Source organism: Komagataeibacter intermedius TF2 (assembly GCF_000964425.1).
In the GTDB taxonomy this organism is placed as follows: Bacteria; Pseudomonadota; Alphaproteobacteria; order Acetobacterales; family Acetobacteraceae; genus Komagataeibacter; species Komagataeibacter intermedius.
This window is the reverse complement of sequence record NZ_BANF01000240.1, coordinates 1-11,181: the sequence shown is the minus strand read 5'-3', so window position 1 is coordinate 11,181 and position 11,181 is coordinate 1. Positions and strand designations below refer to the sequence as shown.

Here is an 11,181-nt window from a genome sequence, read left to right as displayed (position 1 = left end):
CATCGCCGCCTGAATACGCCCGCGTCTCTCGCCGGATGATTACCTACACCCTGCCCGGCCACCATGAACTGCGCCTGCGCATGTGGGGCACGTTCCGCCGCGCGCTGACGCAGGCCCATATTGCCGATGTCAGCAGTTATGGCACCTCCGCCGGGTTCCGCGGGCTGGCGCATCCGGGCATGTATGGGGAAAGCGGCTTTTCACTGGAATATGGCGTCAACCAGAAATGGGTGATCGCCATGGATCTGGCCCGCGACTGGGCCAACGGGTCCGTGGTGCGGGGATATAACGCACAGGGAAAATACCAGAACATTCTGGGGCAGGCATCGGGTGACTGGGTCATCGCCCCCGCGATCGAATATAACTGGTCTCCCCGTTTTGGCGTCATTGCCGGTGTCACCGCAATGTTTGCGGGGCATAACACCGGACAGGTCATTTCACCGCAGGTCGCCTTCAACAGCGTGTTCTGATGCCGCCTTTTCCAGATGACGACATCCCCTGACGCTTTCCGGACAAAGCGCCACCAGGGCCATCTTTCTTCCGGAACGGTGTTTCAGGGCATGTCGTACAATGCCTGTATGGCATCCGCGTTCTTTCCGGTCATCAGCGCAAGGACCAGCAGAATACGGGCCTGCCGTGGCCGCATGTGACCGGTCGCCAGAATACCACGCTGGCGTAATTCATGTCGGCGCACCACGCCGCCGCAATACCCGCTACTGCCCTGCACCACCACGACACCGCGCGCCACGGCCTCATCCAGCGCCACATTTTCCGCAGGGGTGCACATGCCGGGCAGCATGCCCGCCGAAATAATGCCACGTGTCCCCGCTGCCACAAAGGCGCGTATGCCCACGCCATCCGCACCCGCATGGCTGTAGGCAATATCCACGCGCGGTATGTCGTCATCCCGGACGTCACCCTCCCCCGGCCAGCCCACATGGCGGCGGTAACCCGGAGCACGCCCGAAAAATACACGATTGGCCTCAATCATGCCCAACGGACCGAAATCGGGGGACCGGAAGGTTTCAAGCTGGTAGGTAGACGCCTTGGTTACTTCCTGTGCTGCATGGATTTCGTTATTGGCCACCACCAGCACGCCGCGCCCGGCTGCCCCGGGGCATGACGCCACTTCCAGCGCGGCATACAGGTTGGCCGGGCCGTCGGCGCTGATGGCGCTGGCGGGACGTTGTGCGCCCACGACCACCACGGGACAGGGCACATCCAGCACAAGGTCAAGGAAACAGGCCGCTTCCTCCAGCGAAGATGTTCCGTGCGTGATGACAACCCCATCCAGATCCGGCTGGGTCGCGATGGTGTCGTTGATACATCGGGCCAGTTGCAGCCACCGGGCAGGCGTCATCTCCACACTGTCGCAACAGGAAAAGGGAATGTCGCGCACCTCGAAACGCGCCCGCACGGCATCGGGCAGCGCGGCCAGCAGATCGCCGCCCCCGATGCTTGCACCGATTTCCGCGTAATCGACCGTATCACGTGGGTCCGTGGACTGCCGGGCAATGGTGCCCCCGGTCGAGATAATGGCAATGACGGGTCGCTTCATCTGACTTTCCCCTGATCGTATCCTGCCCGCGATCAATCACGCAGGCATGAACCTGTCAAACACGACCCTAAACCGGATTACTGATACAGACCCGGTTCCGGTTCCCAGCCCGTCAGCAGATGACGCCCGATTTCGGCGTTTTTCCAGTCCACCGGATCATGCAGCGACAGCGTCCGGGCATCGCGCCAGTACCGGTCCAGTCCATTGACCGCATCCGTACCCCGTGCGCCTGCCGCAGCGGGTGCATCCGCCGCCGCCCGCAGGGCCGCGCGCGTGGCGACCGACCGGGCTGCACTGGCCGCCATGGCGGCTGCATTGCGTGATGCCTGCCCGCCTTCATACCGGTCCAGCATCGTGCCCGCATGCATCACGCTGCAATAGGCAGCGAACAGGTCTGCCCCGATTTCACCCAGCAGGCGACGCACATACGGGTCCTGATCCGCACTGTCCACGCCTGCCGCACCCCATGGCCGGGCGCGTTCGGGCACGAAGGCACAGACCGCACGCAACGCCCCGATGCCGATACCGGTCAGGATGGCGCTGAAACCGGCCTGAAACCGCAGGGCAACATGCAGGGGCAGCACGGCATCGGGGTCCAGCGCATTCCACTGGTCCTTCACCTTTACATCCTCCAGCGTCACGGTGCCGGAATCCGTCGCGCGCTGGCCCATGCGGTCCCAGTCATGATGAAAGACAAGTCCGGGCGCGTCATGCGGCACAAGGTCCATGCGCACGCCCGCGCGGATGGACCCCGCCTGCTGCGCCCGCACGGGATCGAACGACGACACTGCCACCAGATCCGCGCCGGACGCGCCGGTGGCATAGATCTTGCGCCCGGACAGGGCATGCGTGCCATTGGGGCAGGGCCGCGCCAGCGTCTGCAGGAATCCATCCGCCGTGCGCCCGTTTTCCGCCACCGCCATGCCCAGAATGGCGTGATCCTGCACGATCCGATGCGCCAGACGTTGGCGCAGGTCAGGCGGCGCACAGGCAAATATCTCGCGCACCAGATCGTCATGTACCTTGTAGATCTGGGCCACCGCCGGATCAGCCACGGCAATCCGCAGCATGAGTTCCAGCGACAGATCCTGCGCCATGCCCAACCCGCCCCATGCGCATGGCACGGCCAGCGCAAGGATGCCGGTCGCCTTCAGCGCCGCCATTGCCTGATGGGGATAGCCCCCCGCGCGGTCACGGCCTGCAGCCCCCGCGGCGATTTCGGTATCAAGCACGTGCTGCACCCGCAGCATGACCCTCCCCACCGCCCCGTGAACCTGCCGCGCGGGAAACAGGTCACGCAGCAGGGGTGGCAGCAGGGTGTCCTGCACTGATGCATCCGTCATGGGAAACAGATAGGCGTGATGGGACAGGGCATCAACCACCCTGCCCCATCAGGTCAGCCCCCGGCCTGCCTGCGGGCGGCGGCGCGTATGTCGCTTAGCGTCAGCAGCCAGATCACGAACCCGCCCATGGCCAGGCAACTCCCGACCCAGCCTACGGATTCCCAGCCCAGCCCCGCGCTGATCGCCATGCCACCCAGCATCGGGCCAATCGCATTGGCCATGTTGAATGCGCTCTGGTTCATTGCTGCCGCCAGCGCCTGCGCGTCAACGGCCACACTCAGCAGGCGCGACTGGATCACGGTGCCAAGCCCGCCGCCACAGCCGATCATGAACACGATCGGCATCATACCCCACACGGAATGCACCGAACCGGGAAAACCGGCCAGGGCCGCCGCATTGACCAGCAGCGTGCCACCAATGGTCGGCATCATCTTGCGGTCCGCCGCCCATGCGCATGCCATGGTGCCCACCGTCATGCCCACGCCAAACACCGCCAGCATGACCGGCGTCATGTAGGCAGGGGCATGGGTAACTTCCTGCAGGATGGAGGCAAGGTAGGTATAGACGCAGAAAATGCCCCCGAACCCCACGACGCCAATCCCCAGTGTCAGCCAGACCTGCCGGTTGCGCAGGGCGCGGATCTCGGTCATCGCACTGGCATTGGGGCGCGGCGGGTCGGCCGGCACAAAACGCATGATCAGCAGCAGGGTGCACAGCGCAAGCGCCGCGATCAGCACGAAGGCCCAGCGCCAGCCCACCAGCAGGCCAATCCCGTTGGCCATGGGCACACCGCCAATGGTGGCGATGGTCAGGCCCAGCACGACCCTTGCCACCGCCTGCGTACGCCGGTTTTCCGGCACCAGCGAGGATGCGACAATACCCGCCGTGCCGAAATACGCGCCATGCGGCAGGCCGCTTATGAACCGGCACAGCAGCAGGCACAGGTAATTGGGGGCAACAGCGGTCAGCCCATTGCCGATCACATACAGGACCAGCATGCCGATCAGCAGGTGTTTGCGGCTGCATTTCGCACCCAGCATGGCGATCAGCGGCGCGCCGACGCATACACCGGCGGCGTAGGCCTCGATCGCATGGCCTGCTTCAGGCACGGTGACATGCATGCCTGCCGAAATCATGGGCACAAGGCTCATGGCCGCGAATTCGGCCGTGCCGATGGCAAATCCCCCCATCGCCAGAATGAAGAAGATCACGCCGGGGTGCCCGGACGGCTGCACGGGCGCACGTACGCTTTCACGCGCGATGGTGATTGTATCAGTCATGCATATGCTCTGGACAAAAATAAAAAAGCGCACTGTTGCACGCTGTTACTTTTGTGGCCGATACACCCATGCCGGACTGGCTACAAGCCTGCCGGGGCGTGTCCTTATCCTGCCCATTCCCGGATGAATGGCCATAAAAGGCGAAAAACGTTTCCTGTTCCCGGCCCGTGTCATATTTTGTCAAAAAAAGGTGCGAAGATCCGGCCCCGTGCCGCACCAATCCCACCCGCCCCGTTTCATCGTGCCGGATGTTCGGCCTGTTTCCTTATGGCAGCCAGCATGCGCCGCCGGATCAGGCCACTGACGGGACGGATCAGATACCAGTACGGCGCGAAACGCCGCCGCATGGCGGATGTGGGACAGAAGACCCGTGTCTCGGTCACCAGCAGGGAGTGGCCTGCATGGGCAGGTTCCACCGCGAACCCCATGGCCAGCCTGCAGACATCCGTGCGCTGGCAGGCCATGAAATCCGCACGCGATGCAATATCAAGCAGACCGTAATCCAGACGCCAGAACGCGCCGGTCAGGCCCATGACCACTTCCCTGTCACCCACGCGGCCAAGGAGCGTGAAATCATCCAGGTCCAGCATCCTGCGCTGCGACAGGCCCAGCAGGCGCGCGGGCTTTTCGCGCATGGTGATGGCAAGACGGACCAGGGGATCATGCCTGGCACGATAACGGCTGACACACTGCATGATAGCGCCATCCGGGGCACGGATGGGCAGGGCATGGCGTTCCCGGAACGTAAAAACAGGTAACACATCATCAATCAGGGCCATCATCATGCCTTCATGAAAAAAGGAAGGGATCCGGCCCATCCTACAGGCATAAAAAAAGACGCCGAAGCGCCTGACCCATTTTATTCACTATCGCCTGCTGGCCGCCGGCCATTCCCACATTGGCGTGGGAATTCCGGCTGCAGGGGTATCAGGACAGAAACCCCCGTGCTCAGGCAGCGCGATCGGACACGATGGTTGCGATCATCAGGGCAGCGATCATGGGCAGGAATGCAACCATGGTCAGGGAAGACATGGCGTTCACGGAGTGGGCAATCATGGTATTGATGTTTTCAATAAACATTTCTCGGTTCCTCTGGTGTCGAGTTGATGAACCGGAAGGAACACCAGAACCGAAATACTCGCAATAGAAATCACATACTGACGAAGCGCGTTTTACCGGTCATTACATGATGAAAATATTATAACTGTCCAATAAATACCCAAACGAACCGGAATATCATTTATCTATTCCGGACACTTCTGGGAATATGCCACAAAAAATGGCAGAACCTTTTCAGGGTCTGCCATCGGACGGATAAGGCCGGTTAAAATTTATGCAAATGCCTAGAATTTAACCGCACTACTTCACGTTTTCGTGATGTCGGTTTGCTATGTTCCGCCGTCTACCATACAGGCCGGGAGGCGACCGGTCGCCGCTGCAAAAGAGCGGACCGAAAAAACAGTCGTATTTTCAATAGCCTGCATCATCCCTCCCGTCCAGCCTAAAAACAGGTCATTCTTCATTAATCCGAAAATGACCTTGCCTGCTGTCCATCACGGCAATTCAGGGGTTTCGAGTCCATAATCGTAGCGCCGTACCGCCTGCCCCATCGCCGCCAGTCCAGCGGGTGCATCCATGGGGGCGAAGCCGACCTCGATAAAGGCAAGTCCTTCATGCCGTTCCGCCTGCGCCAGCGCGTTATCCAGCGCGGATACGTCACCGGCCTTCAGCGACAGCACGGCGGCCATGTCGCCCCCCATCGCAGCAGGCAGGTCGGCATAATTCCAGTTGGCGACATCGTTATAGGCAGCCTGCGGACCAAGGATCATCCGTTCGATGGTATAACCACCGTTATTGACCAGAAAGATCGTGATATTGCAGCGGTGCCGCAGCAGAGTGGACAGTTCCTGTGCCGTCATCTGGAATGACCCGTCGCCAATAAACAGCACATGCCGCCGGTCCGGCATGGCCAGGCAGGCCCCGAGGCTTGCGGGCAGTGAATAGCCGATCGCCGCCCAGACCGGTTGCACCAGCAGGCTGCACCCGGCGGGCAGGCGGGCATGCAGCATCGCCACCATGGACGACCCGTTATCGGCGCCCACAATATCACCCGGGCGCAGGAAGGCTTCCGCCCGATCCCAGAAGACCGCCTGCCCCCAGGGCTGCGCCTCAGACGACACTGGCGCAGCAGGATCGGGCCGGACCGCCGGACGCGACAGGTGCGCGGGCGGCCTGTCCTTCAGGGCCTGTTCCACCGCGTCAAGCAGGTCGGCGGCAGTCATGCCCTGCATGTTCCTGCCATCACAGTTCAGGCTGAATGGCTGCACGTCAACCAGCGCGCCCGGCTGCAGGTCCTGTGAGAAATAACCGGAGGTGGAATCGACAAACCTGACGCCCAGCCCGATGACGCAGTCCGCCCCTTTCACATAATCCGCCACACCGGGGGCGGATGCCTGCCCCCCATACTGGCCCAGCCACAGCGGCCCGGATTCCGGCAGTAGCGTGCGGGCGGTGGACAGGGCCGCATAAGGAATGCCGTACTGCGTGCACAGTCGCACGACGCGGTCATGCAGTCCGTACTGGCGCACCATGGCATCCACCAGCACAACGGGCTGGCGCGCCTGCGCAAGGCGCTGCACGACCCATTGCGCCGCCTGCGCCAGCAGTCCGGGGTCCGACGTGACAGACACCGGTGACGGAGCCGGCACATCCACATCAACGTAGCAGATGTCAGAGGGGAACTGGATATAGACCGGACGCTTCAGCGTCTGCACGGCATGCAGCACCCGATCTGTTTCCATCACGGCCGTGGCAGGCTGCAACCGGGCGCTGGCTGCGGTGAACTGCCGGTAACAGGCCATGACATTATCATAGTCGCCATCGGCAAGCGTGTGATGCACCAGTGCCCGCGACTGGACGGCATGCAGGGGCGGCATGCCCGAAATCACCACCACCGGCACGCCTTCCGCAGCAGCGCCCGCCACGGCGGACAGCGCGGACAGATCCCCCACGCCATAGGTCACCAGCACGGCCCCGATACCGGTCATCCGGGCATCGCCATCCGCGGCATAGGCGGCATTGAGTTCATTGCAGGTGCCGATGAACGCAATGCCGGGCGTGCGTTCGATCAGTTCAAGGAACTCGAGATTGTAGTCGCCGGGAACACCATAAATACGCGAAACACCGATATGCCGGAGCCGGTCCAGCAGCATACTTCCGATTGATCCGCGCATGCCGTCTTTTCCCTAACCTGTTGCCGCCCGGCCTGAATTGGCTGGACCGGATTCAATAGATATCAAAATCATTGTTTCCGGTGGATGAAAAGGCCATGCGGCGTTCGGTCAGGTTCAGTATCCACGATGACATGTCCGACCGCGTGCGGGGGAATGGCAGGCGGTGCACCATGGAGCGCATGCTGTAGAATTTGCGGTACATGGTCTGGATCCGCTGTTCCATCTGGCCGGGCGTGCAGTTCTTGGGCCAGATATGGCAGACCTGCCCGGGCCAGCGGTCGATATCCTCGGGGTCGATGATCCGGCCCGCCTTTTTCATCCGTTCAAACAGCGCCGTTCCCTTGGTCGGGGTCAGGATGTTGAAATAGGCCGCCGGAACCTTGTGCGCCTCAAGAAAGGACAGGGTCGCGTTATAGACATCGGGGTGTTCATCATCATACCCGAAGATGAAGTTGAGCGAGTAGCTGATGTCGCGCCTGCGCAGGTTATCAAACATCTCGCCATAACGGCTGGCCTTGTTCCAGCCCTTCTTCATGCCCTGCAGCATGTCTTCATCAATGCTTTCGATGCCGATATTCACATGCATCACGCCGCTGCGCTGCGCCAGGTCAAGGAAACCGGTATCAAGGCACAGGTTGGACGACCACAGCGTGGACCAGCGGATCTTTAGCGGCACCAGGCCTTCCATCAGTTCCATCGCGCGGCTTTTCTTGCCGCCGAAATTACTTTCACCGAAGAAGAAGTGGCTGCCCTTGTTCTTGATCCGCTCCAGTTCGGCCACCATCTGGTCCACCGGCCGCCAGCGGTAACGCCCGCCAAGGTAGAAGCGCTCCGAACAGAAATCACACACGAACGGACACCCGCGTGAGGACTGCACCGCAAACGTGCGGAAGGGACCGAATTTCTTCAGGTCCAGCAGGTCGTACCGCGGCGGCGGCAGATCGTTGAGTTCCTTCAGCGGGGCGGCGCGATAGATTTTCTGCAGGCGATCGGCGGCGGCGTCCTCCAGCATTGTCTTCCAGATCGGCTCGGCTTCGCCCACGCCTACGGCATCGCAGTGTTCGGCGGCTTCATCGGCATAGAAGAAGGCATGCGGGCCACCCATGATGACCTTGACCCCACGGCGGCGGAATTCAGCCGCTATGTCATAGGCGCGCGGGGAATGCAGCGTCCAGGCCGACAGGGCGACCACGTCCACCGGCACGTCGAAGTCGATATCTTCAAGCTGTTCGTCAAGCAGGGTGACGGTCCATTCCCGTGGCGTCAGCGCCGCAAGATATGGCAGCGCAAGCGGTACCATCTGCCGTCGCCTGGTCTTGAAAATGGTCCGGTCGGTCTTGGACCGGTAATGCGACGGCTGGATAATCAGCAGCTTGAGATCTGTCTTGGACATGCTTCAGCTCTTATGGACCCGGATGTGGTAAGGAATATCCTGATAAATAACTCTTTCTCATATCGTACGTTTTTTGTCCCACATGTCCACTGCACGAAATAAACAGCACCTAATCATTCATGTTTGTATAGAATACGCACATTTCACATATCAAAAAATTGCATGATTATTTATTTATGTTTTACTTTTATTACTTGATTATTATTTTTACAGTTTGTAACTATTATTTTTCTCTTCATAACAACTGAAAAGATACACATATCTGATTTAAGCCTGCTGCATGTCTGGCGCGGCCCGAGGGGAAATGACGGCAGGTCTGCATACGCCCGTACGATGGGGAACAGCCGCCCACGCCATGACAGCCCGCACCGGATCGAACAGCCATGACCATGCAGGCACGCTGCCATCATGATTCCGTCAGTTTTTAAGGTGCCGGATGGATTACAGTGCTGCGACCCGGCCCATTGCCTGGACAGGCATGCTGGCTGACGCATTTGGCGCAACAGCCAGCCAAGGCGGCTACTTCTGAAGCGTTTTAAAACAGCTTCGCCACAACCTGCCCTGAATACGCAGGACGAGTCCCACGCAGAGTGCCGGAACCACCTATTCAGGCAGATCGGTATTCGTCTGACCGCCGGTCACGCCATCATGCTCCAGCATATCGATAATGGCGGCGGCCGTTTCCTCTACCGAGCGGTGGGTCACGTTTATGACAGGCCATTTATGGCGCGCGCACAACCGCCGTGCCCATTGCAGTTCTTCCTGCACATTCTGCGGATCAATATAAGGTCTGACGGAGGAGGCAGACATACCCGGGGCAGCCATCGACCGGCCCGGCAGCATCATCCCCACGCGCGAACGCCGGATTTCCAGCAGTGTATAGGGGTCAATCGTCAATCCGACCACAAGGCCGGGAAAATCCTGCAGCCCGACCGGCAGGGGCGCATGGGGCACCAGCGGGATATTGGCCGCCCGGATGCCACGATTGGCAAGATAGAAGCATGTCGGGGTCTTGGATGTGCGCGAGACACCGACAAGAACCACGTCCGCCTTTGTCAGGTCTGTCGTCTTCTGCCCGTCATCATGGGCAATGACGTACTGCATCGCCTCGATCCGTCGGCGATAGGTATCATCCATTACATACTGGCCGCCGGGGTGGCGTTCCGCCACGATCCCGGTCTGCTGTTCCAGGAAATGGATGGTGCCATCAAGGATATTCTTGACCTGCACCCCCATGCGCGCACACCCCATGCGCAACATGTTCTGCAGATCCGGGGAGGTGAGCGAGGACAGTACCGGCCCCGGTTCATCCCCGATTCCAGACAGCACGCGCGCCACCTGCACGCGCGTGCGGATCAGGTTCCAGTTCCGCGGGGAAAATGCCGCGGACTGGAACTGCGCGCTACAGGCCCGCATGACTGCTTCCAGCGCCTGCCCCGTCGCTTCGGATACAAGATGCAGGATAATTTCGCCCATGGCCCTGCCTGACATGGCGCCCCGCCTTCAGGCAGGGCGCCATTTCCGTATGTTGAAACTGACGGAAGGCCTGATATCAGGCCGTCTGGCCCGCTTTCTGTCGCGTGGCCAGTGCGGCCTGTGCCGCCGCAAGGCGGGCAACCGGCACGCGGAAGGGCGAGCACGAAACATAGTCCAGCCCGACTTCATCAAAGAACGCGATGGAATCCGGGTCGCCACCATGTTCGCCACAGATGCCCAGCTTCAGGTCCGGGCATGTCTGCCGCCCGCGTTCCACCCCAAGGCGGACCAGCGCGCCCACGCCATCGCGGTCAATGGACACGAACGGGTCGCGCGGCAGCAGGCCATGATCGACATAGTACGGCAGGAACGACCCCGCATCATCACGTGACAGGCCGAATGCCGTCTGCGTCAGGTCGTTTGTCCCGAACGAGAAGAAATCGGCATATTCCGCGATTTTGTCCGCCTGCAGCGCCGCGCGGGGCAGTTCGATCATCGTGCCGATATAGTAGTTGAGGTTGGTTCCCTCTTCCTTCAGCACGCGTGCGATCTCATCTTCCGCAGCACGACGGGTGGTGGCCAGTTCCGCCTGCGTTGCGACCAGCGGGATCATGATTTCCGGACGGATCGGCTTGCCCAGTTCCTTTTCCACCATAACCGCCGCCTGAATCAGCGCACGGACCTGCATGGCATAGATTTCCGGGCTGGTCAGGCCAAGGCGGCAGCCACGGTGGCCCAGCATCGGGTTGGTTTCAGCCAGCGCGGCGCAGCGCGCGCGCACGTCGTCAACGCTTTTACCCAGCGCATTCGCCACTTCGGCCATCTCGGCCTCGGCATGCGGCAGGAATTCATGCAACGGCGGGTCCAGCAGGCGCACCGTAACCGGCAGCCCCGCCAT

At 61.1% G+C, this 11,181-nt stretch carries 9 protein-coding genes and 1 pseudogene; 1 reads left to right on the top strand and 9 read right to left on the bottom strand.

Features of this window, described 5'->3' with window-relative positions; all coding sequences use genetic code 11:
* Positions 1-470 (top strand): annotated as a pseudogene (locus B7449_RS16705) (hypothetical protein); the annotation flags it as partial.
* Between the two features lie 83 nt (positions 471-553).
* On the opposite strand, the gene B7449_RS16700 reads toward B7449_RS16705, so the two are convergent.
* The 9 genes from B7449_RS16700 to B7449_RS16665 form a co-directional block, all read right to left on the bottom strand.
* Entirely contained in the window at positions 554-1,558 is a 1,005-nt protein-coding gene (locus B7449_RS16700; RefSeq protein WP_039735265.1) for an asparaginase, read from the bottom strand.
* A gap of 77 nt (positions 1,559-1,635) precedes the next feature.
* Positions 1,636-2,886: an acyl-CoA dehydrogenase family protein gene (locus B7449_RS16695; protein ID WP_039735287.1), complete on the bottom strand. Its 1,251-nt coding sequence runs from the start codon at positions 2,884-2,886 to the stop codon at positions 1,636-1,638.
* Between the two features lie 68 nt (positions 2,887-2,954).
* Positions 2,955-4,214: an MFS transporter gene (locus tag B7449_RS16690; RefSeq protein WP_148431380.1), complete on the bottom strand. Its 1,260-nt coding sequence runs from the start codon at positions 4,212-4,214 to the stop codon at positions 2,955-2,957.
* Between the two features lie 203 nt (positions 4,215-4,417).
* Positions 4,418-4,966, bottom strand: a complete 549-nt coding sequence (locus B7449_RS16685) for a hypothetical protein (RefSeq protein ID WP_373321513.1) — start codon at positions 4,964-4,966, stop codon at positions 4,418-4,420.
* Between the two features lie 163 nt (positions 4,967-5,129).
* Positions 5,130-5,261, bottom strand: a complete 132-nt coding sequence (locus B7449_RS23580) for a hypothetical protein (RefSeq protein ID WP_010513177.1) — start codon at positions 5,259-5,261, stop codon at positions 5,130-5,132.
* Between the two features lie 473 nt (positions 5,262-5,734).
* Positions 5,735-7,414 (bottom strand): alpha-keto acid decarboxylase family protein, encoded by a 1,680-nt coding sequence (locus B7449_RS16680; RefSeq protein ID WP_039735264.1) that lies wholly within the window; start codon positions 7,412-7,414, stop codon positions 5,735-5,737.
* Positions 7,415-7,466: 52 nt separating this feature from the next.
* Complete coding sequence (locus B7449_RS16675; protein WP_039735263.1) at positions 7,467-8,807, bottom strand: B12-binding domain-containing radical SAM protein; 1,341 nt, start codon at positions 8,805-8,807, stop codon at positions 7,467-7,469.
* 603 nt (positions 8,808-9,410) lie between these two features.
* Positions 9,411-10,283: a pyruvate, water dikinase regulatory protein gene (locus tag B7449_RS16670; RefSeq protein WP_039735284.1), complete on the bottom strand. Its 873-nt coding sequence runs from the start codon at positions 10,281-10,283 to the stop codon at positions 9,411-9,413.
* A 76-nt stretch (positions 10,284-10,359) separates the two neighbouring features.
* The coding region (locus B7449_RS16665) for a putative PEP-binding protein (protein ID WP_048883866.1) at positions 10,360-11,181 on the bottom strand (822 nt) is incomplete at its 5' end.

What these genes read in the sequence shown, in the direction of transcription:
- B7449_RS16700 (WP_039735265.1), bottom strand. Translation starts at nt 1,558, where the DNA reads ATGAAGCGACCCGTCATTGCCATTATCTCGACCGGGGGCACCATTGCC.
- B7449_RS16685 (WP_373321513.1), bottom strand. Translation starts at nt 4,966, where the DNA reads ATGATGATGGCCCTGATTGATGATGTGTTACCTGTTTTTACGTTCCGG.
- B7449_RS23580 (WP_010513177.1), bottom strand. Translation starts at nt 5,261, where the DNA reads ATGTTTATTGAAAACATCAATACCATGATTGCCCACTCCGTGAACGCC.
- B7449_RS16680 (WP_039735264.1), bottom strand. Translation starts at nt 7,414, where the DNA reads ATGCGCGGATCAATCGGAAGTATGCTGCTGGACCGGCTCCGGCATATC.
- B7449_RS16675 (WP_039735263.1), bottom strand. Translation starts at nt 8,807, where the DNA reads ATGTCCAAGACAGATCTCAAGCTGCTGATTATCCAGCCGTCGCATTAC.
- B7449_RS16670 (WP_039735284.1), bottom strand. Translation starts at nt 10,283, where the DNA reads ATGGGCGAAATTATCCTGCATCTTGTATCCGAAGCGACGGGGCAGGCG.